The following is a 21,835-nucleotide window of genomic DNA, read 5'->3' as shown; positions in this document are numbered from 1 at the left end:
TTCAATCGATGATTTTCCGTATGAGAGAGTCTAGTGCCAGTGGCGACAATTGGCATTCCCATACAACGAAATGCCGCCAGCCAAGGTTCCGCAAGAGCACCTTTACTTTCTTGTCGCGCTCAATATTGGCTGCAAATTTCTCAAGCCAGAAGTCCTTGTTGGACGATGGCGTACTGGCAAATCGACAATTTGCATGCCGATGCCAGTAACAGCCATGCACAAATACCGCAGCTTCATATTTAGGTAATACCAGATCAGGCTTCCCTGGAAGTCTAGATTTGAGCCGAAAGCGTAGACCGGCTGCGTGCAGGTACTTGCGCACAGCTAGTTCCGGCTTCGTGTCCCGGCCACGGATGCCGGACATCATCCGGCTTCGCGTGGCGCGGTCCACGACGTCCGTCATCAGGCATCCAGTCGTTGGCCGACAGCACGCATGAAGACCGGACAGCAGGCGCTGATCGTTTCGTCGCCATGCTGGGCGAACATGTTGCAAAGAATCCCACGCACTCGGTCAGCTTCGGCATCCGTGAATGTTCGTTCCCATGTGCCGATGCGCAGGATCTCTGCCGGATCTTCTTCAGGGTGAAACAACAGGCCACGTGCGGACATTTCAGCAAACCACGTGAGCATCCCGTCCGGGTTAGCTGAATCGTAAGCAGGAATCCGACTTTCCATTTCGATCTCCTAAGCGACCATGAGTGATTGTTGCATTTGAGGGTCTTCCGAAATCAACTGCATGACGCGCGGCGTCATCACTTTCGCCACTGCGGTCATCATCGGCACTACCACGCTGTTTCCGAACTGCTTGTACGCCCGCGTATCGCTCACCGGAATCACGAAGTCCTTGTCGAACCCCATCAACCTCGCGCACTCGCGCGGCGTCAGTCTGCGTGGCCGCTTTCGCGCGCCCTGCGACAGCAGGATCTCGGAACCATCCTTGTAGTAGCGCGCGGACAAGGTGCGGGTCACGCTCTGCTCGTTCACCAGCCCGAACCCGAACCCGTTGCCCGCCGCCTTGTGCTTGGCCGCATACGCCTGCAGATACGCCCACAAGTTCGGGGTGAGGGTGTAGCGCGCGTCCACCTTGGCCTTCGGGCCGGTGGTGTAGTGGCCTTCCGGCGTCTCGCTGCCGTCCTGCGGATGCAGGATGTCGCCCAGCACTCGCCGCACTTCGGGAATGCGCACGTCCTGCCAGTCGAAATCGGTCGGTTCGCGGAAGCCGACGATCAGGATGCGCTCGCGGTGTTGCGGTACCCAATGGCCGCCATCCAGCACCTTGCAATGAATGTGATAGCCCAGCTCATTTTCCAGAACGCCACGGATCACCCGGAAGGTATTGCCCTTGTCGTGACTGACCAGATTCTTCACGTTCTCCAGCAGGAATGCGGCCGGGCGTTTCTCCGCGATGATCCGCTGCACGTCGAAGAACAGCGTGCCTTGGGTTTCATCGGCAAAACCATGCGCCCGCCCCAGCGCATTCTTCTTGGACACGCCGGCAATGCTGAAGGGCTGGCACGGAAAGCCGGCCAGCAACACATCGTGATCGGGGATGTCCTTGGCCTTCACCAGAGTGATGTCGCCAGCCATGTGGTCGATGGCGTCGGGGAAGTTGGCCAGATAGGTCTTCTGCGCGTAGGCGTCGTATTCGCTGGTGAACACGCATTGGCCGCCCTGCGCCTGAAAGGCAGTTCGCAAGCCGCCGATGCCGGCGAACAGATCGATGAAGCGGAATGCGGCATTCCCGGGTAATGGCGGCTGCGCCTGCGGCAGCAGCAGACGCTGGCGGAGTGCGTCCAGCAAATAAGGAGGCGGGTCGGTTTCCCGCAATTCCCAGCGTCGAACGGTGCGTGCGGTGGTCTGCAGTGCGCGGGCGATATCGGTCTGGGAGTGATGCCGGCGAAGTGCCAGCAGGTAGGGAATCGGGTCTTCCATGGCGGCGGAATCTCTGGGACGGAAAGCGGACAGGGTGTCCGGTCATCGTCCCAGATCATGAGACTGGATGCCAGCCGCGCAGCTTTCCTCGAACCGCACTACCGTTGACACGTACCGCCGCGCCGCTTGGTCTACGTGGCGGTTGTCCTTTGCGTGACCCCACCTGAAAATAAGTCCATGACCACCCTCCACTGCTCCAAAAAACTCCTCAAGCGCCTGCGCCAACCACCGAAACTGCCGGAGCCACCGCCCGGCGACAACCCCCTGGGCGCCTGGTGTGCGGACATCGATTTCATCGATCGCAATCCTTATGTGGTGCTGATGAACGCGGCCACAGGCACCGTGCTGGTGCTGCCGGGCTTGGTGGCCGACCTCAGACAGCTGCATGTCATGGCCGCGCGGCAGTTGGCCGGTCTGCTTGCAACATGCGGGATCGATGGTCCATTGGCACAGGCCGAACTCGACGCGCTGAGTCATCCATTCGTCTTCGCCCATAACAGCAACCGCAGCCTGATCGCGTCGATGAACCAGCGTAAATTTCTGGTCTGGTCGCTGATCGCGCATAACGGGCTGAACGCTTTCGAGGTCGCGCTGCGCGAGCTGGAGACACCGTTCAGCCGCAAGGATCTGGGCCGGGATTTCCACTTTGCCGCGGACCTGCTGCGCCAGCACTTGCGGCCGGCAGCGAAGATCCTGCCGTTCCGCGTGTCATCCACGGCACACTGATTCATCCCTTCATCGCAAGCAAGAAAAGGGGTCAGAGTGAAGTTTCCTGACCAACATCCTCGAACGATCAATGTTCCTCGGCAGGAAATTCACTCTGACCCCTTTTCTTCCCTGCACTTCGTCCACGACGCACTGATTAATCGCACAATCACCAACACCTGCTAGAGTAAGGAATCCTTACTTTCGGCAACCGACATGCTTGCCAAACTCACCTCCAAGAACCAGCTCACCCTGCCCAAGGCGGCAACGCTTGCGGTTGGAGCAACAGAGTATTTCGATGTCGAGGTGCGCGACGGAGCGATTGTGCTGACGCCGGTGCGCATCCAGCGTGCTGATGCGGTGCGGGCCAAGTTGGCGGAACTCGACCTGACCCAGGCTGATCTGGATGACGCCGTCGCCTGGGCGCGGCAGCGCGTTGCCGAACCGGCGGGCACTTACGCAATGAAGTCACCTGCGCGCGCGGCGACACCGCGCAAGGCCGGCAAACGCAAGCCATGAAGCACCCACCACGGGTGGTGCTGGATACCAATGTGGTGGTGTCTGCATTGCTGTTCCGTGGCGGTGTGTCCGGGCAACTGCGGCTTGCGTGGCAACGTGGCGCCTTCGAGCCATTGGTGAGCAACGACACGGTGCAGGAGTTGATCCGGGTGCTGGCCTATCCGAAGTTCAAGCTGCCCGCTGACGCGCAGCATGAGCTTCTGGCTGACTACCTGCCGCATACGCGGGTCATTCGCATCGCCAAGCCGCCTGTTGTGCCCGCGTGCCGCGACCCCTTCGATATGCCATTCCTGTATCTGGCTGCGACCGGCCGCGCAGACGTGCTGGTCAGCGGTGATGCCGACCTGCTGGCATTGGCCGAACAGGTGCGCTTTTCGATTCTGGCGCCGGCAAATTTTCTGGCAGTGCTGTACCCGGCAGGCAGCAGCGTCTGATTGTGAGTAGGGATGGGCAAGCACGCCATTCATCCCTCCATCGCGATCCTGCGATATAATGCCGCTCCCTGCCGAGGGGCGCTGCAAGTCCGGATGCCGTCAAGGCATGCCGGAATCAGGCTCGGCAGGATTTCCACGCACCAACGGCGCCCGGTTTGCATTCATCCCCGCTCTGCCGCAACGGCGAGCACGGAAACCGGAGTAGCTCACATGAACGCCCAACTCAAGACCTTCAGTACCGACGGCGACTACAAGATCGCCGACATCGCGCTGGCCGACTTCGGCCGCAAGGAAATTGACATCGCCGAGCACGAGATGCCGGGCCTGATGTCGATCCGCCGCAAGCATGCCGACAGCAAGCCGCTGGATGGCGTGCGCGTGACCGGCTCGCTGCACATGACCATCCAGACCGCAGTGCTGATCGAAACCCTCAAGGACATCGGCGCCGATGTGCGCTGGGCGTCCTGCAACATTTTCTCGACCCAGGACCATGCCGCCGCCGCGATCGCCGCGACCGGCACCCCGGTGTTCGCCTGGAAGGGCGAATCGCTGGAGGAATACTGGGACTGCACGCTCGACGCGCTGACCTTCACCCTGGCCGATGGCACCCAGACGGGCCCGGAACTCGTGGTCGATGACGGCGGCGACGTCACCCTGCTGATCCACAAGGGCTTCGAGCTCGAGAAGGGTTCGACCTGGGTTGATGAAAAGGCCGCTTCGCACGAGGAAGGCGTGATCAAGGCGCTGCTCAAGCGTGTTGCCATCGAACGCCCCGGTTACTGGACCCGCGTGGTCAAGGACTGGAAAGGCGTATCGGAAGAAACCACTACCGGCGTGCACCGCCTGTACCAGATCGCCGAACAGGGCAAGTTGTTGGTGCCAGCGATCAACGTCAACGACTCCGTCACCAAGTCCAAGTTCGACAATCTTTACGGCTGCCGCGAGTCGCTGGCCGATGGCCTGAAGCGCGCGATGGACGTGATGCTGGCCGGCAAGGTCGCAGTGGTCTGCGGCTACGGTGATGTCGGCAAGGGCAGCGCGGCGTCACTGCGTGCCTACGGCGCGCGCATAGTGATCACCGAGATCGACCCGATTTGTGCGTTGCAGGCAGCGATGGAAGGTTTCGAGGTCAACACACTCGAAGCGACCTTGGGCCGCGGCGACATCTACGTCACCACCACTGGCAACAAGGACATCATCACCGTGCAGCACATGCAGGCGATGAAGGACCAGGCGATTGTCTGCAACATCGGCCACTTCGACAATGAGATCCAGGTCGATGCGCTGTACGCGCTCAAGGATGCTCAGAAGACCAACATCAAGGACCAGGTCGACAAGTTCACGTTTGCGAATGGAAACAGCATCTTCCTGCTGGCTGAAGGCCGCCTGGTCAACCTGGGTTGCGCCACCGGCCACCCGAGCTTCGTGATGTCCAACTCGTTCGCCAACCAGACCCTCGCCCAGATCGACCTGTGGGAAAAGAAGGACAGCTACGAGAACAAGGTCTACATCCTGCCCAAGCACCTGGACGAAGAAGTGGCGCGCCTGCACCTGGAGAAGATCGGGGTGAAGCTGACCACGCTGAGCAAGGATCAGGCCGAGTATCTCGGCGTTTCGGTCAATGGCCCGTACAAGGCGGAGCATTACCGCTACTGATCGAATCGCCGAATCGTTTGCAAGCAGCGGGCGCTGGAAGGCGCCCGCTGTGTTTGTGGAACCGAGGCTACGAATCGATGTCCGGCGTGCAGACCCGGTTTCGGCCCAGTTCCTTGGCGCGGTACAGGGCAGCATCGGCATCGCGATAAAACGCATCGACATCCGCATGCCGTGCCGGGTCGAATACCGCCACACCAATACTGACCGCCAGCGTGAGGCTACTGGTTTCATCGAGCATTTGTGGCGTGCCTACAAGGTCGATACGGAAGGCTTCGGCACGATCCAGCGCAGCCTCCAGCGCCTGGCCATGAATCACGACCGCGAATTCCTCGCCACCCAGCCGCGCGACCATTTCGTCCGGGTTGTCGAATGCCTGCTGCAACTGCCGGGCGAAGCCGCGCAGGCAGATATCCCCTGCAGCATGACCATGGCTGTCGTTGACCACCTTGAAATGGTCCAGGTCGAGGATCATCAGCACTAATGCATCGCCATGGCGGCGGGTCGTGGCCATGCCTTCCTCGATCACACTCGAGAACAGGCGCCGGTTGGCCAGGCCGGTGAGTCCATCGCGCCGGCTCTGCTGCTCGAACAGGTCGCGCTGGCGACGCAGTTCGTCCTCCAGGTCCAGGCGCTGCAGGTATTCGACATGGCTCCGGCGCAGCGCCAGGACCACGTACAGCAAGTACAGCGCACTGACCGCCACCAACTCCACGCGCGAACCAACGAGCATGAAGCCTGCCAGCGTCGGCAGGTAGATCAAGCCAATGGCCAGCAGCGCCTGCCGCAGGCGCATCGGGAAGTTGTGCGCGAAGGCGGTGGCAAATGCGTAGGAACTCACGGCGGCCACGGTGCGTGCGCTCTCGTCTGGCGCCACCAGCAACAACCAGCCCGCCGCCCCGCCCCACAGCGCCGTATTCACCAGCAACAGCATCCAGATGGCATCAAGCCGCTTGCGCATCTCGACGTCGCTTGAACATTTGCTTGAACCTTTGGGTAATCCGCGCACGCGGAAACGGATGATGGTCAGCACGATGAAGCACACGCCGATCACCAGAAATGGCCAGCGCGCGCGTTCCCACAAGTTGCCTGCCAAGCCCGCCAAGCCCCATAGCAGGACATAGAACGGTCCACCCAGGCGCAGGCGCTGCAAGGTTTCGGTCAATTCCTGCAGCACGCGTGGCGTCGCTGTAGTCGACGCAGGCGCAGTTTCCATTACATCGTGCATCGGTTCCCCCTGGATGCACATTGCCCGCCGGATCCCGCACAGGTCAAGCGCTGCGGCAACCAGGCTTCGCGTTAACTGTTTTATTTCATCCGGATGAAGCGATAGAATGTCGGCATCCTCGCGCCGAACCCCGCATATGCTGCCGATCAGTTTCGAGTTCTATCCGCCCAAGACCGACGAGCAGCGCGCACAACTGGACCGCAGCGTGCAGAGGCTGAAAGCGCACGCTCCGCAGTTCATGTCGGTCACCTTCGGCGCCGGCGGTTCGACCCTCAGCCATACCCCGGAAACCGTGCAACGGCTACGCAGCGAACATGGTGTGGCCGGCGTGCCGCACATCACCTGCGTGGGCGGCAACCGCGAGGAAATCCGCTCGCTGCTCAAGCTCTATCGCGCGCTGGGTTGCGACCGCGTGGTCGCACTGCGCGGCGACACGCCGTCGGGCATGGTGAGTAGTGGCGACCTGCGTTACGCCAGCGAACTGGTCGCATTGATCCGTGCCGAACAGGGCGATCACTTCCACATCGAGGTCGCCGCCTATCCGGAAACGCATCCGCAGGCGGAGGATGCACTGGTCGACCTGCGCAATTTCAAGACCAAGGTCGATGCCGGTGCGAACGGTGCGATCACCCAGTATTTCTACAACACCGATGCCTACTTCCGCTTCGTCGATGACGTGCGCGCAGCCGGCATCGAGGTGCCGATCGTTCCCGGCATCATGCCGATCTCCAATTTCAGCCAGCTCAAGCGTTTCTCCGAAGCCTGCGGCGCCGAAATCCCGCGCTGGATCGGCCAGCGCATGCGCGCCTATGGCGACGATGCCGACAGCATCCGCGCGTTCGCGGCCGATGTGGTCGCCAGCATGTGCGCGCGGCTGATGGCCGGTGGCGCGCCAGCGTTGCATTTCTATACGCTGAACCTGTCGAAGCCAACCTTGTCCGTACTCGAACGCCTGCGTTGATCCGTAATCCGCTTCCCCGGCCGTGCCCGCGCGGTTAGGCTGGTGCATGCATCGCATCCTCCTGACGTCACTCCTGCTGCTAATCGCCGCGTACATGCCGCATGCCGCACAGGCGCAGGTACGCCGCTGCACGGCCAGCGACGGCAACCTGATCTATACCGATCGCAAATGCGAGGACATCGGCGCGACCGAGCGCCTGTCCTCCAACGGGATTATCGGGATCAACAACAGTCACGTGTATCGCGGTTGCGCGCGCAGTGTGCAGGACCTGGCGTATTCGCTGGGCAATGCGATCCAGACCAGTGACGTCAACCAGCTGGCGGGGCTTTATGATTTCAGCGGTGCATCCACCGCCAGTGGTTATCGGTTGATGAAGCGATTGGAAATAATCGCCAAGCGTCCACTGGTCGATGTGCAACCGATGTACTCGGGTGGCTATGACCCCTATAGCGATCCGTATGCCGGCGTCCTTGAATTCGACCAGGATGGCGCCGTCATCCCGCGACCTGCGGTCAGGCCGCGTCTGGTTGGCCTGCGCGTCGAGCAGACGCTGGCAAACAACAGCACGCCCTCGCGCACGGTGTTTGGCCTGCGCAAGAACCTCGGTTGCTGGTGGGTGCATTTCTGAGCAAGTGCCGCGTCGCGGCGGATTCAGGCAAAATCGAGGTTTGAAGTTCCCTGGAGTGGCGGCGATGCAATACCCCGAATGGATCTGGCAGAACGGCAAAATCATGCCCTGGGCCGAGGCTACTACTCATGTCATGGCGCATGCGCTGCACTATGGCTCGTCGATATTCGAGGGCATCCGCTGCTACGACACGCCCAAGGGCCCGGCGATCTTCCGCCTGACCGACCACACCAAGCGCTTGTTCGCCTCGGCCAAGATCTACGACATGGTGATCCCGTACACGCAGGATGAGATCAACGCCGCCTGCCGCGAAGTCGTGAGGCGCAATGAACTGGCCAAGGCCTACCTGCGTCCAGTCGCCTACCGCGGCCTTGGCGGGTTCGGCCTGTCCGCGGAAACGCCGATCGATGTTGCCGTCGCGACGTGGCCGATGGGCGCCTATCTCGGCGAGGGCGTGCTTGAACAAGGGATCGACGCCTGCGTGTCCAGCTGGCAGCGGGTCGCGCCGAACACCATTCCGGCCGGCGCCAAGGCCGGCGGCAATTACCTGTCCGGGCAACTGATCGCGCGCGAGGCGCGCAGGCTTGGCTTCGGCGAAGGTATTGCGCTGGCCTCGACCGGCCTGCTCAGCGAAGGCGCCGGCGAGAACCTGTTCCTGGTGTTCGACGGCGCGCTGCACACCACGCCAGTCAGCGCCGCGCTGCTCAACGGCATCACCCGCAATACGATCATTATCCTGGCCCGTGCCAACGGGATCGAAGTGGTCGAACGCGACCTGCCGCGCGAATATCTCTATCTATGCGATGAGTTGTTCATGTGTGGCACCGCCGCCGAGATCACCCCGATCCGTTCGGTCGATGGCCGCCAGGTCGGCGCCGGCAAGCCCGGCCCGATGACCCAGCGCATCCAGTCGATGTTCTTCGGACTGTTCGATGGCAGCACGCCGGACAAGCACGGTTGGCTGGAGATGCTGGACGCGTAACACTCGCTCTTTTGCGCAATCAGCCCAGGATGTCCTGCGCCCCAAAGCGCAGCATGGCCACTACGCCCTGCGTATCGCCAGGACGCACACGCACATCCCAGCCGTACAGCGCACAGATCCGGCGCACGATCGACAGGCCAATGCCGCCGCCCTGCGAATGGCCGGCGTGGGTACCGCGATAACCACGCTCGAACAGGCGCGCGGCATCGTCAGCGCTCAGTCCGGGGCCGGAGTCCACCACTTCCACCGCATCGGCATGCAGACGCACCACCACCTCACCGCTGCGGGTGTACTTCACCGCATTGCCGATCAGGTTGCCCAAGGCCACCGCTACCGCGGATTCCGGCGCATCGATCATCAGCTTCGGTTCGCCTTCCAGACGCAGCTCCAGCGGCTTGCCACCAAGCTGCGCACGATGGTTGTCCAGCAGTTGCTTGGCCAGCTTGGCCACGTCGCAATGGCCCTGCGCACGTTCGTTGCGCGACAGCAGCAGCAACGCGCTGATCAAGTCGGTGCATTGCAATTCGGAACGCTCGATGCGCTGCAAGCGACTGCGCGTGCGTTCATCCAGTTCGGGTTTGGACAGCAGCAACTCCACTGCACCGCGAATCACCGCCAGTGGCGTGCGCAGTTCATGACTTACATCGGCATTGAACTCGCGGTCGCGCTGCACGACCTCGGTCAGGCGGCCCGCGTAGTCGTCGAGGGCCTTGGCCAGCTCGCCCACTTCGTCCTCGGCGAAATACGGCGCCAGTTCATCTGTGTCGGAACTCATGCCACTGCGTCGCAATCGCTGGGCGAGGTCGGACACCGGGGCCATCACGCGGGAGGCCGACCACCAGCCCAACACGAGGGCGAGCAGGGTAAACGCCAACACCGCTCCAAACAGCCATTGAGTCAATACATCCGATGTTGCTGCGGCATCAGTGACGTTGTACCGCACCAGACTTGTGAACCGTTTTCCTTCCTTGCTCAGCCCCATGCGGACTGCGACCTTGTAAACCTGGATAACGCCATTGACGTCAGGCTCACGAATCTCGTGCACGCCTGACTTCAGGTCACGATACAGCGGGTTGATCTTGTAGGCGTTGTCGTCGCTGAAGGTACGGGCATCGAAGACAAGGTAGTAAGGAGGCTCGTCGGGACGCGTCTCGACATGCTGCACGAGATTTGCGACCTCACGCTTGAGGGTGTTCTCGATGAGCTGATTTTCCAGGCGGTTTCGCAAGTTGACCATTGCTACGGCGAACAGTGCCGTCAGGCCAAAACCCAGCAACATGAAGGAAACAATGATGCGTGTGCGTAGCCGGTGCCGGCCACGGGCAACCGACCGCTGCGGCGCGGGGTCAGCTTTCGACATCGAGTACGGCGATCCGGTAGCCGATACCATGCCGGGTCTGGATCATCGGCGTGGCGAATGGCTTGTCGATCATTGCGCGCAGGCCGTGGATATGCACACGCAGGGAGTCCGAATCCGGCAACTCCTCGCCCCACACCCGGGTTTCCAGTTCCTGCCGGGTCACTACCGCCGGCGAGGCCTCCATCAGCGACTGCAGTATCTTCAACGCGGTCGGGTTGAGTTGCAGGAACTTGCCTTCGCGGCGGACTTCAAGCGTATCGAGGTTGAACTCCAGCTCGCCCACGTTGAGTATCCGCGCCTGCGGGCCGCGCCCGCGCCGGGCCAGCGCGTTCAGGCGCACGTCGACTTCCTGCAACGCAAACGGCTTGATCAGGTAGTCGTCCGCGCCGGAATCGAAGCCGGCCAGCTTGTTGTCCAGCGAATCGCGCGCGGTCAGCATCAGCACCGGGGTCTGCTTGCGCGCCTCGTTGCGCAACTTGCGGCAGACCTCAAGGCCATCCATGCCGGGCAGGTTGAGGTCCAGCACGATCGCATCGAATTCATGCACTACAGCCAGGTGCAGGCCGGTCACGCCGTCGGCGGCGAAGTCCACGGTATGTCCGTGGTCTTCAAGGTAATCGCCCAGGTTGGCGGCGATATCGGGGTTGTCTTCAATGACCAGGATGCGCATGCAGGGTTCCTTTCGGCGGGCTTGCAGGACAGATGCAGCCTTGGCTGTGACCTGCACCGATGTTCATGGTTCAACGATTCTGGCACAGCACGTCTCAGACAGTTGGGCCTGCCACTCTCGCATCGTCGCGGGTCTGTGGCGACCGCAAGGACAATTCAGACAACTATCTTGGATAACTAGCACGGACAAACAGAGGCCCAGGCGGGAATCCACCTGGGCCGAAGGTCACTTGCTGTCCTGCATGGCGGCTCCGGGGGTGGAAGCAGCGCCACAGCGCCACGTTAGCCGCATAGCGATTAAGAATCCGTCAAATCCGTGTTGCGTGGGTGTTTGTTGGCAACGCTGCCTTCCGATGTCACGTGGCCGATGATGTGCCCGGCGACATCGATGCCAGTGGCGTGCTCGATCCCTTCAAGCCCCGGCGAGGAATTGACTTCCAGCACCAGCGGGCCACGCTTGGACCGAATCAGGTCGACGCCGGCCACGCCCAGGCCAAGCACCTGTGCGGCCCGTACCGCGGTGGCGATTTCCGCCTTGCTCACGCGCGCTGCCCTGGCAGTACCGCCGCGGTGCAGGTTGGAACGGAAGTCGCCCTTCGGGGCATGTCGCGACATCGCTGCAACCACCTGGTTGCCGACCACGAAACAGCGCAGGTCGGCGCCTTTCGCTTCAGCGATGAATTCCTGTACCAGGAAATGCGCGTACAGGCCGCGCAGGGTTTCGATCACCCCACGCGAGGCAGACAATTTCTCGGTCAGCATCACGCCCGCGCCCTGGGTACCCTCATTGAGCTTGATCACGTGCGGTGGCGGGCCGAGCATGGCCAGCAGGTCGCCGGTATCGTCGGGATTGTCGCCAAACACCGTCACCGGCAGACCGATCCCTTCCGCCGCCAGAAGTTGGTGGCAACGCAGCTTGTCGCGTGCACGCGCGATGGCCGCCGCGCTGTTCGGGGTGAAGCTGCCCATCAGTTCGAACTGGCGCAATACAGCGCAGCCATAACGGGTCACCGAGGAGCCGATCCGCGGCACCACCGCCGCATAGTTGGCGATGCTGGCGCCCTTGTAGTGCATCTCAAAGCCTTCGGTGCTGATCCGCATGTAGCAACGCAAAGGATCCAGCACGCGCACGCTATGGCCACGGTTGCGTGCGGCCTCGACCAGTCGGCGCGTGGAATACAACTTGCTGTTGCGGGACAGGATCGCGAGTTTCATCGGCGTGACTCGGGGGATGTTCGATGCTTCAACAACCGCAAGCGCGCCCCGAAGCAAACGGCAGCACCCCATCCGGGGTGCCGCCGTTGTCGATCTGGAGCGGGTGAAGGGAATCGAACCCTCGTCAGTAGCTTGGGAAGCTACAGCTCTGCCATTGAGCTACACCCGCTTGCGCGGCAAGTCTATGCCGAGCGCAACGGGCGGCGCAACGCACGCGCAAGCGTGCGCCACTGGTGCTATCAGAACTTCCTGGCCACGGTCACGAAGAACGTCGCGTTGTTGCCATTGTCCTGGTTGACGGTGATGCGGGTACCGGTCTGCACATCCATGCCGAACATCTCGCTGCGGACGCCGAACTGCGCGGTACCGTATTCGCGATCCAGCACCAGGCCCGGAACCGCATACGGCTGGGTACCGGGCATCGACTGCGCCATGGCGAAGGCTTCCGCCGCCGGCTTCTCAAACTCGCGATCCCAGGTCAGCTTGGCGTAGGGCGTGATGTGTTCGCCCAGTGCAAGACTGGCCTGCCAGCCAATGCTGCCTACCAACGAATTGAAAGACTGGCTCGGATACGCGAGCGAGGTCGACATCGCCGGAGCGGATTCGGCGAAGCCATTCACGTCGATCCTCTGCGACACCAGGCCGAGCACCGGACCATGGCTCAACATGCCGTGGGTGAAGGTCCAACCCGCACTGCCTGCGGCGGTCAGGTTGCTGCCGTTGGCGGAGCCGTAGTGGGTCCGCACCGCCGGGCCAAGCACGATGTCGCGCTTGACGTCGAAGTTGAGCCAGGTGTAGCTCAGCTGCGCATTCGCCCACGGACCATCGCCATACCAGCCAACGAAACCGCCCAGGGTGGTATCGGTCTGCTTGAAGTTGCCGCGGCGCATGCCCCAATCCATATTGGCCTTGCCGTACGCACCGAACGCACCATAGGTGAGATTGCCGGCCGCCCACTGCATGCCACCGTTGAGGCTTGGCGCATCGCCATCGAAGCCGTCAGCGGTGCCGCCGCGCCCGAAGCGCTGATTGGTATTGAGGGCACTGGCCCACCAGCGCATGCCATCGCTTTCTGGACGATTGCCCAGGTTGGTCGACAACATTTCAGTGCGGGCCCGGCCAATCGTGGCCTCGGAATGCGGCAGGATCGCGATCTGGCGCGGGCCTTCGATCACCGATTCCGCGAACTGCGCGAGCATCTTGTGCGAACCGGTGGTCGGATGCACGCCATCGGCGAAGGCATAGTCATAAGGTGCGTTCGGACTGACCAGCGAGGTCGGGTTGCAGGTCAGCGAAGAACTACCGGGTGGCAGGCAAGCGGTGCCGGTAACATTGACGATGCCATAGGTGCTCGGATTGGTGACGATTTCCTGCAGGAAGTGGAACGTGTCCAGCGGGATCACCCGCATGTTTGCCGATGCCAGTGCACCGAACAGTGCGTTGTTGTAACTGGCGGTCAGCGCCGTGCCCTGCGCCATCGCGACTGCACCACCGGCACGCGAGGACGGGGTCAGGCCGAGGTCTGGAATGGTCGGCACCAGGATGTACTTGGCACCGGCAGTGGTCAGTGTGCCGACGATGCCGACCTGTGCGGCCACTGCGCCACCGATGATTGCCTGCGCATTGGCCGGGTTGGCCTGCACCGCGAACAGGTCGTTGGCGCCACCCCAGACCGTGTACAGCGCGCCAGGATCGGCATGGCCGCCGTTACGGGACAGATAGTTGGTGACCTGCGACGCCATCGATGGCGTATATCCCAGTGCTCCAAAACTATCCTGCCCGGCGCGAGCGCCACCGACCGCCCAGTTGTTGCCGGCTCCGGGCGTGGTGCCTGCGCCGGTGCCAAACCAGGCGCTGTCGGCATTGCTGCCGTAGTAGTCGGCCAGGTACTGCGACCAGACCAGACCCGGATTGGTGGTGAATTGGCCGGTCACCGCCTGCACACTGAGAGGCAACAGCGGACGGAAATAACCGCCATCGGTCAGGCTGTCGCCAAAGAACACGGTCTGGGTGAAGGTCGGCTGGTTTTGCGCATACAGCGGCATCGCGGCCAGGGCCAGGGCAGCGGCCAGCACGGTGCGGGAGAATTTGGCTTTCATGACGATCCTCTGAGGGGGCGGAATTCAGGCGGTGGATGCTGTGGACAATCGCGTTGCAGCAACAGTACGACACCGAATGGTTCGAATGGTTTCACGAAATTATAACGCTCACAAGTTGCGCCGCCGCACGCCCGGTCCGCAAAACAGGCGAAAATCCCTGCATGCAGATCCAACTCAATGGCGAAGCCCGCCAAACTCTAGCCAATGACACCATCTCCAGCCTGCTGAAGGCCGAAGGCCTGGCCGAGCGCCGCGTCGCGGTCGAGGTCAATGGCACCATCGTGCCGCGTGCACAACATCCCGAACATAAGCTCCAAGACGGCGACCGCGTCGAAATCGTGCATGCGCTGGGGGGGGGGTGAGGCAATCGTCCGCATCGGCAATAATGACCAGATGACACAGACATCCGACCTGCTCCATATCGCCGGCAAGGCCTATGCCTCGCGCCTGCTGACCGGCACCGGCAAGTTCAAGGACCTCGACGAGACCCGCCGCGCCACCGAGGCCGCCGGTGCACAGATCGTCACCGTCGCGATCCGCCGGACGCCGTTCTTCAACAAAGACGTCGGTCAGAACCCCGACGAGCCCAACCTGCTCGACGTACTGCCGCCCGAGCGCTACACCATCCTGCCCAACACCGCCGGCTGCTACACCGCCGACGACGCGGTGCGCACCTGCCGGCTGGCGCGTGAGCTGCTGAATGGCCACAAGCTGGTGAAGCTCGAAGTACTGGGCGACCCGCGCACGTTATATCCCGATGTCGTCGCTACCCTCGCCGCCGCCGAGATCCTGGTCAAGGACGGCTTCGACGTAATGGTCTACACCAGCGACGATCCACTCCTGTGCAAGCGTCTGGAGGAAATCGGCTGCGTCGCGGTGATGCCGCTGGCGGCGCCGATCGGCTCGGGCTTGGGCGTGCAGAACAAATACAACCTGATCGAAATCGTCGAGAACGCCAAGGTGCCGATCATTGTCGATGCCGGCGTCGGCACCGCATCGGATGCGGCCATCGCGATGGAACTCGGTTGTCATGGCGTGCTGATGAACACCGCGATCGCCGGCGCCAAGAACCCGGTGCTGATGGCCAGTGCCATGCGCAAGGCGGTCGAGGCCGGACGCGAAGCATTCCTGGCCGGCCGTATCCCGCGCAAGCGTTTCGCAAGTGCGTCCTCGCCGATCGATGGGCTCATCGGCTGAGATGACGGATCCGTTCTCCAGTGCTGGCGGCAAGGTGCCGCCGAAGCCGTTCACGATTATCGAGGGCCAGCGCAAGGTGCGCAGCTTCGTGCTTCGCCAGGGTCGCTTCACCGAAGCCCAGCAGCGCGCGTTCGATGAACTGTGGCCGCGCTTCGGCATTGATTACGCAGGAAGCCCGCGCGACTTCGATGCATTGTTCGGGCGTACCGCGCCGCGCATCCTCGAAATAGGCTTCGGCAATGGCGAAGCCCTGCGTTACTCAGCGCAACACGATCCGCTGCGCGACCACATCGGTATTGAAGTGCATGCGCCGGGCGTCGGCCGCCTGCTCAATGCGCTTGGCGATGACGATACCGGCAACGTCCGTCTCTACCACCACGACGCAGTCGAGGTGCTAGAACAAGAGATCGCCGATGGCACGCTGGATGAAGTGCGCATCTACTTCCCGGATCCGTGGCACAAGAAGCGCCATAACAAGCGCAGGCTGGTGAATTCCACCTTCGCCGCACTGCTGGTGCGCAAGCTTGCGGCCGATGGCCGCTTGCACCTCGCCACCGATTGGCAGGACTATGCCGAGCAGATGTGGGATGTGCTGGATGCAACGCTGGGTATCGTCAATCGCGCGGGACTGCGTGGTGCGGTGCCGCGACCGGACTGGCGCCCGCAAACGCATTTCGAGACCCGTGGCCAGAAACTCGGTCATGGCGTCTGGGACCTACTGTACGACCGCTGCTGACCCGGCGCTTGCCGGCTGAATACAGGGAAACGCTCGTCGCAGAATGGATACCGCGCTGACGCTCACCTCGGACATGCAACTGGTGCTCGGGCTGGTGTTTTTCACGATGCTGATGTTCCTGTTCGATCGCATCCGCGCCGATGTGGTCGCCCTGGTGGTGCTTGTGGTGCTGGGCCTGACCGGCCTGATTGCGCCCGAAGACCTGTTCGGCGGCTTTTCCTCCGGCGCGGTGATAAACGTCATCGCCACCATGATTCTGGGCGCGGGACTGGACCGCACTGGCGCACTCAATCGCCTCGCCAGCTGGCTGTTGCGGCGCGCCAACGGGGCTGAACAGCGGCTGCTGCTGCTGGCATCCGGTGTTGCCGGCCTCAACTCGGCAATCATCCAGAACACCTCGGTCACTGCGCTTTACCTGCCAGTAGCATCGCGGCTGGCTGCGCGCACCGGCATCAGCCTGTCCAGGCTGCTGATGCCGATGTCGGCAGCAATCATCATGGGCGGCAGCCTGACCATGGTCGGCAACTCGCCGCTGATCCTGCTCAACGACCTGCTGGTTTCGGCCAATGCCAACATGCCTTCGGGTGCGGCGACACTGGAACCGCTGAAAATGTTCGCACCGCTGCCGATCGGGCTGGCGTTGCTGGCTGCATCGCTGCTTTATTTTCATTTCTTCGGCGCCAAACTGCTGCGCGAGGACGTGGACGAAGCGGTCACTCCGGCCCGCACCCAAAGTTATTTCGCCCGCGCCTACGGCATTGATGGCGATGTCTATGAACTCACCGTCAGCGCCGACAGCCCGCTGGTCGGGATGAGCATTGGCGAGGCCGAAGCAGTACCCGGTTCGCCGTTGATGCTGGCCTTGCTGACCGGCAATGAATCGCGGCTGGCACCACCGGCGGATGCGCGCATCTGGGTCGGCAGCGTGCTCGGCGCGATGGGTCCACGCGAGCAGGTTGCCGACTTCGCGCAAAACAACTTCCTGCGCCTGTCGACCCGCCTGCGAACCTTCGGCGACCTGTTCAACCCCAGCCGTGCCGGCATTTCGGAGGCGGTGGTCCCCCCGACATCGCGCTTCATCGGCAAGACCCAGGCCGACCTGCAATTGCGCAAGCATTTCGGCATCAGCCTGCTGGCGATCAACCGCGACAAACACGTATTGCGCGAAGACGTGCGCAACATCGCCATCCGCGCGGGCGACATGCTGGTCCTGCACAGCATCTGGACCGACCTTGCGGAAGCGGCCGAGAGCCGCGACTTCGTGGTGGTGACTGATTATCCGAAGGGCGAGCAGCGCCCGCACAAATTCAAGATCGCCATGGCGATTTTCGCGGTGAGCATGCTGCTCGCACTTTCCTCGCGCATCCCTACCTCGATCGCGCTGATGACAGGCGTTGCCGGCATGCTGGTCAGCGGCGTGTTGAAGATGGACGAGGCCTATGCAGCCATCAGCTGGAAGACCGTATTCCTGATGGCGTGCCTGATCCCTCTGGGCTGGGCGATGGATTCCAGCGGCACAGCGGCCTGGATTGCCGGGCACAGCTTCGATCGCCTGCCGCAAGGCATGCCGGTATGGCTTATCGAACTGGTGCTGGCACTGTTCACCACTGCTTTTTCGCTGGTCATCAGCCACGTTGGCGCGACGATTGTGATGGTGCCATTGGCAATCAGCCTGGCATTGGCAGTAGGCGGCAATCCCACCGCGTTCGCATTGATCGTGGCGCTGTCCGCCTCCAACAACTTCATCACCGCATCCAACCCGTCGATCTCGATGATTACCGGCCCGGCTGCATACACGGTGCGCGACATGTGGCGCACGGGTGGCCCACTGACCCTGGCCTACACCGCCATTATCGTGGTGATGATCAACCTGCTTTATTAAGTGGCTGCATCCGACGCGGCGCCAAGCCGCACATCGCCATCCACGCAATGCACTGCAACTTCGCGCAATCGCTCGCCACGGCAGGGACCGGCCACGCACTCGCCACCGGCAAGTTCGAAACTGGCGCCATGCACGGCGCATACCAGCAGACCGTCCTTGCTGCGCAGGAACTCGCCAGGCGCCCAATCCAGGCGCCGGCCCGCATGCGGACACACGTTCAACCACGCATGCACCGCGCCCGCGGCATCGCGATGCACGATCAGTGATTCCGCATCGCCATCCAGCACCGCCTCGACCTCATGCAGGCTGTCCGCGGCCAGGGCATCCACCCGCAACAAGGGCATGTGCGAGGTGTCGACGCCATCACCATTTAACGAACTACTCACAACTCGAATCCGCACCCGTCCGATACTGTCGTCATTGTGTCATGGCGCATTAGCGCCCTGGGGATTCAACCTCGATGTCCGTATTCCGTGCCCGTTCGTTCCAAGGTTTCCGCTTTGACCCGTTCAAGGCGCCGCGCAGGCCGCGCCATCGCATCCTGCGCTGGGTGCTGGGCGCGGTTGGCGTAGCCTTGTTGCTGGGCCTGTTGTTCGTGAGCGTGTTCGTCGGCATCGCGATGCTGGCGGTAGGCCTGCTGGTGCGCCTGTGGAAGCAGCGCAGCAAACCGATCGCTCATGGTGGCGACACCATTCCCGGCGAGTACCGCGTATTGCCCAAGGCTGAACTGCCGCAGGCACGCTGAGTGGCTGACCTTGTCGCTGCCGCGGCGACGCCGCGGATTCCGGTACGCAATGCCAGCGATGGCGTGCTCGGCGATTTCCCGGTTCGGCGTATTTATTGCGTCGGTCGCAACTTCGCCGACCATGCACGCGAAATGGGTGCTGCGGCGCCGGCATCGAAGGAAGATCGCGGTTCGCCGGTATTTTTCTGCAAGCCGGCCGATGCGATCGTCATCGATGGGCAAGTGCCCTACCCGCCTGGTACCAACAACCTGCATCACGAAGTCGAACTGCTCGTTGCGCTCGGCCGTGATGCGCCTGTGGGCGTTCTGGCGCCCGATGCAGCGATGGCACTGGTGTTCGGCTACGGCATCGGCCTCGACCTGACCCGCCGCGACCTGCAAGCCGCCGCCAAGGCCAAGGGCTTGCCGTGGGATACCGGCAAAGCGTTCGACCACTCGGCACCGGTCAGTGCATTATTGCCTGCCGACATGATTGGCGATTACACCTCGCTCGACATCAGCCTGCAGGTGAATGGCGAAACCCGCCAGCACGGCCCTCTGTCGGACCTGATCTGGGATGTCGGCGACATCCTGCATGAACTGTCCAAGCTCTATGCGCTACGCGCGGGCGATGTGATATTCATGGGCACGCCGGCGGGCGTAGGGCCATTGCAGGTTGGCGATCGCTATCTGGCGAGGCTGGGCAACCTGATCGAATTGCAGGGTTGCATCCAGCCGCCACAGGTCGCTTGAGCTTCCGGCCGAAGCATCAACGACATCATCCCAACAAAAGGATGCGCGCATGGGCATGGTCAGCGAATTCAAGGATTTCATCGCCAAGGGCAACGTGATCGACCTGGCAGTCGCTGTGGTGATCGGCGCGGCATTCGGCAAGATCGTCACCGCGAGCGTCGACAAGATCATCATGCCGCCGATCGGACTGCTCATCGGCGGGGTGGATTTTTCGAAATGGGTCATTACGCTGAAGGACGCCACAGTGAACGCCGCTGGTGAAGCAGTGCCTGCGGTGGCGATCGGTATCGGCGCGTTCCTCAATACCCTGGTGCAGTTCGTGATCATCGCACTGGCCGTTTTCCTGGTGGTCAAGGCGATCAACCGCATGCACCACAAGCAGGAAGCAGCGCCCGCCGCACCGGCCGAGCCTTCCGAGGAAGTCCTGTTGCTGCGCGAGATCCGCGACTCACTCAAAAAATAGACTTCGCGATGCCGGCATGACCACCGGCACAGCGCATTGGAACCGCGGGCTGCTACGCTCGGGGTTTCGTCGTTTTCGCGCCCATGTTTGCATCCTGGCGCCTACTCCATGGAGATCGCGCAATGCGCCGTACTGTCCTGCTGCTTGCCCTTGCCGTTACCCTCAGCGGCCCGCTCCATGCCCAACGTGCGACCCATGTCAGCGTTGCAACACTGGCCACAGCCAGCCAATTGCGTGAGAAGGCACTGCATGACGACACCGGCTGGAAGGTAGTGGAGTCGCTGACCACCGAAGTCGGCCCGCGCCTTGCCGGCAGCGAAGCCGATGCGCGCGCAGTCGCCTGGGCAGTGGCCAAGTTCAAGGCACTCGGCTACGACAAGGTATGGACCGAGCCGGTCACGTTCCCGAAATGGGTGCGTCGCAGCGAACATGGCGAAGTCCTTGGCGGCAGCGCGCAGAACCTGGTGCTGACCGCACTCGGCGGTAGCCCTGGCGGTACGGTCGAAGGCGAAGTCGTGCGCTTCCCCGACCTGGCCGCACTGCAGGCGGCGCCGGATGGATCACTGAAGGGCAAGATCGCCTTCGTCGATTACCAGATGCAGCGCAAGCAGGACGGTAGCGACTACCGCAACGGCGGCGGCATCCGTGGCGGCGGGCCATCGGTGGCGATCCAGAAGGGTGCGTCGGCGTTCCTGATGCGTTCGGCAGGCACCGACACCTCGCGCGCCGCACACACCGGCATGACACGCCTTGCCGCCGGACTGACGCCGATCCCGGCCGCTGCACTTTCGACGATTGATGCGGCGCAACTCGCGCGCCTGGTCGCGATTGGCCCGACCCGCGTGCGGCTCTCGCTGGATTGCGGCTTCGACGGTACCTATACCTCGCAAAATGTCATTGGCGAAATCACCGGCAGCGTAAAGCCTGACGAGATCGTGCTGCTCGGCGGTCATCTGGATTCCTGGGACCTCGGTACCGGCGCGATCGACGATGGCGCCGGCGTTGCCATCACCATGGCCACCGGCGCATTGCTCAAGCCGATGAAGCCGCGCCGGACCATCCGCGTGGTCGCATTCGCCAACGAGGAGCAAGGGCTATGGGGCGGTCGTGCGTATGCCGAAAAGCATGCGGGCGAAGTGAGCAAGCATGTGATCGCCGCGGAAAGCGATTTCGGCGCCGACCGGATCTACCAGTTCGACAGCAGCGCGGCCAAGCTGCAACCAGAGGTGATGGCGCAAATCTCCAGCGCGCTGGAGCCGCTGGGCATTAAGTGGATGCCGGGCACGGGTGGACCGGAATCGGATATCGAGATGATGGCCGGACTCGGCATGGCTTGGGCATCGCTGGGGCACGACGGCACCAAGTACTTCGATCTGCACCACACCGCCGAAGACACACTCGACAAGATCGACCCGAAGCAACTCGCGCAGAACGTGGCCGCCTACGTGGTGCTCACATGGCTAACAGCGCAGGCAGATGGCGATTTCGGCAGCGCGCCGAAACCGGCTGAAACCCAAGCGCACTGACAGACACACCTCAGGGCGGGCCTGGACCCACCCTATGATTCCTGAGAGCCGCGTAGAGCGGGTCTTGACCCGCTGCTTCGATTCGAAGTTGCGTCGGCTAGCGGGCCAAGGCCCGCTCTACATGGACCGCTCACACGCTGCGCCAGCAGCACCGCGCAGATCCAAGGCT

General features: G+C 62.5%; 24 protein-coding genes, 1 tRNA gene and 1 riboswitch. Of the genes, 15 read left to right on the top strand and 10 right to left on the bottom strand.

Annotated features, from left to right (window positions below; genetic code table 11):
* Position 1: 1 nt before the first annotated feature.
* From vsr to dcm, 3 genes are read right to left on the bottom strand one after another with little or no spacing between them, the layout of a single operon-like run.
* A complete protein-coding gene (gene vsr / locus PSV05_RS01485; RefSeq protein WP_300060428.1) occupies positions 2-403 on the bottom strand; it encodes a DNA mismatch endonuclease Vsr in 402 nt (133 codons plus the stop codon).
* A complete protein-coding gene (locus tag PSV05_RS01480; protein ID WP_300060425.1) occupies positions 403-675 on the bottom strand; it encodes a hypothetical protein in 273 nt (90 codons plus the stop codon). Before PSV05_RS01480 ends, vsr begins: the two co-directional genes overlap by 1 nt.
* Before the next feature lie 9 nt (positions 676-684).
* Positions 685-1,932, bottom strand: coding sequence for a DNA (cytosine-5-)-methyltransferase (gene dcm, locus PSV05_RS01475; protein ID WP_300060422.1), 1,248 nt, complete (start codon positions 1,930-1,932; stop codon positions 685-687).
* Positions 1,933-2,085: 153 nt separating this feature from the next.
* On the opposite strand from dcm, the gene PSV05_RS01470 reads away from it, so the two are divergent.
* From PSV05_RS01470 to ahcY, 4 genes are all read left to right on the top strand, one after another.
* Positions 2,086-2,658 carry a hypothetical protein gene (locus tag PSV05_RS01470; RefSeq protein WP_300060419.1) on the top strand — a complete coding sequence of 191 codons (573 nt, stop codon included), beginning with the start codon at positions 2,086-2,088 and terminating at the stop codon, positions 2,656-2,658.
* A 195-nt stretch (positions 2,659-2,853) separates the two neighbouring features.
* Positions 2,854-3,156, top strand: a complete 303-nt coding sequence (locus tag PSV05_RS01465; RefSeq protein ID WP_300060416.1) for an AbrB/MazE/SpoVT family DNA-binding domain-containing protein — start codon at positions 2,854-2,856, stop codon at positions 3,154-3,156.
* A complete protein-coding gene (locus tag PSV05_RS01460) occupies positions 3,153-3,590 on the top strand; it encodes a putative toxin-antitoxin system toxin component, PIN family (protein ID WP_300060413.1) in 438 nt (145 codons plus the stop codon). The genes PSV05_RS01465 and PSV05_RS01460 overlap by 4 nt, the downstream gene beginning before the upstream one ends.
* A gap of 67 nt (positions 3,591-3,657) precedes the next feature.
* A riboswitch (S-adenosyl-L-homocysteine riboswitch) is annotated at positions 3,658-3,749 on the top strand.
* A gap of 51 nt (positions 3,750-3,800) precedes the next feature.
* Positions 3,801-5,246, top strand: coding sequence for an adenosylhomocysteinase (gene ahcY, locus PSV05_RS01455; protein ID WP_300060410.1), 1,446 nt, complete (start codon positions 3,801-3,803; stop codon positions 5,244-5,246).
* A gap of 67 nt (positions 5,247-5,313) precedes the next feature.
* Here ahcY and PSV05_RS01450 read toward each other — a convergent pair whose 3' ends face one another.
* Entirely contained in the window at positions 5,314-6,459 is a 1,146-nt protein-coding gene (locus PSV05_RS01450) for a GGDEF domain-containing protein (protein WP_300060407.1), read from the bottom strand.
* A gap of 148 nt (positions 6,460-6,607) precedes the next feature.
* On the opposite strand from PSV05_RS01450, the gene metF reads away from it, so the two are divergent.
* The 3 genes from metF (at position 6,608) to PSV05_RS01435 (ending at position 9,042) form a co-directional block, all read left to right on the top strand.
* Entirely contained in the window at positions 6,608-7,432 is an 825-nt protein-coding gene (gene metF, locus PSV05_RS01445) for a methylenetetrahydrofolate reductase [NAD(P)H] (protein ID WP_300061299.1), read from the top strand.
* 46 nt (positions 7,433-7,478) lie between these two features.
* Entirely contained in the window at positions 7,479-8,060 is a 582-nt protein-coding gene (locus tag PSV05_RS01440) for a hypothetical protein (protein WP_300060404.1), read from the top strand.
* 64 nt (positions 8,061-8,124) lie between these two features.
* Positions 8,125-9,042 carry a branched-chain amino acid transaminase gene (locus PSV05_RS01435; RefSeq protein ID WP_300060401.1) on the top strand — a complete coding sequence of 306 codons (918 nt, stop codon included), beginning with the start codon at positions 8,125-8,127 and terminating at the stop codon, positions 9,040-9,042.
* Positions 9,043-9,061: 19 nt separating this feature from the next.
* Here PSV05_RS01435 and PSV05_RS01430 read toward each other — a convergent pair whose 3' ends face one another.
* The 5 genes from PSV05_RS01430 to PSV05_RS01410 form a co-directional block, all read right to left on the bottom strand.
* Positions 9,062-10,402, bottom strand: a complete 1,341-nt coding sequence (locus PSV05_RS01430) for a HAMP domain-containing sensor histidine kinase (RefSeq protein WP_300060398.1) — start codon at positions 10,400-10,402, stop codon at positions 9,062-9,064.
* The gene (locus PSV05_RS01425; protein WP_300060395.1) at positions 10,389-11,072 is read right to left on the bottom strand and encodes a response regulator transcription factor; all 684 of its coding nucleotides are present in this window, start codon (positions 11,070-11,072) and stop codon (positions 10,389-10,391) included. Before PSV05_RS01425 ends, PSV05_RS01430 begins: the two co-directional genes overlap by 14 nt.
* 296 nt (positions 11,073-11,368) lie before the next feature.
* The gene (rimK, locus tag PSV05_RS01420; RefSeq protein ID WP_300060391.1) at positions 11,369-12,286 is read right to left on the bottom strand and encodes a 30S ribosomal protein S6--L-glutamate ligase; all 918 of its coding nucleotides are present in this window, start codon (positions 12,284-12,286) and stop codon (positions 11,369-11,371) included.
* Positions 12,287-12,381: 95 nt separating this feature from the next.
* A tRNA-Gly gene (locus PSV05_RS01415) sits at positions 12,382-12,455 on the bottom strand.
* Between the two features lie 70 nt (positions 12,456-12,525).
* On the bottom strand, positions 12,526-14,385 hold the full coding sequence (locus PSV05_RS01410; RefSeq protein WP_300060388.1) for an autotransporter domain-containing SGNH/GDSL hydrolase family protein: 1,860 nt from the start codon (positions 14,383-14,385) through the stop codon (positions 12,526-12,528).
* 161 nt (positions 14,386-14,546) lie between these two features.
* Between PSV05_RS01410 and thiS the strand changes: the two genes are divergently transcribed.
* The 4 genes from thiS to PSV05_RS01390 are packed head-to-tail and all read left to right on the top strand — an operon-like array spanning position 14,547 to position 18,200.
* Positions 14,547-14,747: a sulfur carrier protein ThiS gene (thiS, locus tag PSV05_RS01405; protein WP_300061296.1), complete on the top strand. Its 201-nt coding sequence runs from the start codon at positions 14,547-14,549 to the stop codon at positions 14,745-14,747.
* A 31-nt stretch (positions 14,748-14,778) separates the two neighbouring features.
* Positions 14,779-15,582 (top strand): thiazole synthase, encoded by an 804-nt coding sequence (locus PSV05_RS01400; RefSeq protein ID WP_300060385.1) that lies wholly within the window; start codon positions 14,779-14,781, stop codon positions 15,580-15,582.
* 1 nt (position 15,583) lies between these two features.
* Positions 15,584-16,318, top strand: coding sequence for a tRNA (guanosine(46)-N7)-methyltransferase TrmB (gene trmB / locus PSV05_RS01395; protein WP_300060382.1), 735 nt, complete (start codon positions 15,584-15,586; stop codon positions 16,316-16,318).
* Positions 16,319-16,361: 43 nt separating this feature from the next.
* Positions 16,362-18,200 carry an SLC13 family permease gene (locus PSV05_RS01390; RefSeq protein ID WP_300060379.1) on the top strand — a complete coding sequence of 613 codons (1,839 nt, stop codon included), beginning with the start codon at positions 16,362-16,364 and terminating at the stop codon, positions 18,198-18,200.
* On the opposite strand, the gene PSV05_RS01385 is transcribed toward PSV05_RS01390, so the two are convergent.
* The gene (locus PSV05_RS01385; protein ID WP_300061294.1) at positions 18,197-18,544 is read right to left on the bottom strand and encodes a Rieske (2Fe-2S) protein; all 348 of its coding nucleotides are present in this window, start codon (positions 18,542-18,544) and stop codon (positions 18,197-18,199) included. The genes PSV05_RS01390 and PSV05_RS01385 overlap by 4 nt on opposite strands.
* A 116-nt stretch (positions 18,545-18,660) precedes the next feature.
* Here PSV05_RS01385 and PSV05_RS01380 point away from each other — a divergent pair, with 116 nt between their 5' ends.
* From PSV05_RS01380 to PSV05_RS01365, 4 genes are all read left to right on the top strand, one after another.
* Positions 18,661-18,945: a hypothetical protein gene (locus PSV05_RS01380; protein WP_300060377.1), complete on the top strand. Its 285-nt coding sequence runs from the start codon at positions 18,661-18,663 to the stop codon at positions 18,943-18,945.
* A gap of 36 nt (positions 18,946-18,981) precedes the next feature.
* Complete coding sequence (locus PSV05_RS01375; RefSeq protein ID WP_300061292.1) at positions 18,982-19,677, top strand: fumarylacetoacetate hydrolase family protein; 696 nt, start codon at positions 18,982-18,984, stop codon at positions 19,675-19,677.
* Positions 19,678-19,726: 49 nt separating this feature from the next.
* On the top strand, positions 19,727-20,140 hold the full coding sequence (mscL, locus tag PSV05_RS01370; RefSeq protein WP_300060375.1) for a large-conductance mechanosensitive channel protein MscL: 414 nt from the start codon (positions 19,727-19,729) through the stop codon (positions 20,138-20,140).
* 122 nt (positions 20,141-20,262) lie between these two features.
* Positions 20,263-21,666 (top strand): M28 family peptidase, encoded by a 1,404-nt coding sequence (locus PSV05_RS01365; protein ID WP_300060372.1) that lies wholly within the window; start codon positions 20,263-20,265, stop codon positions 21,664-21,666.
* Positions 21,667-21,835: the final 169 nt, after the last annotated feature.

Source organism: Thermomonas sp. (assembly GCF_029945965.1).
Lineage (GTDB): Bacteria > Pseudomonadota > Gammaproteobacteria > Xanthomonadales > Xanthomonadaceae > Thermomonas.
This window is presented reverse-complemented; position numbering and strand designations above follow the sequence as displayed.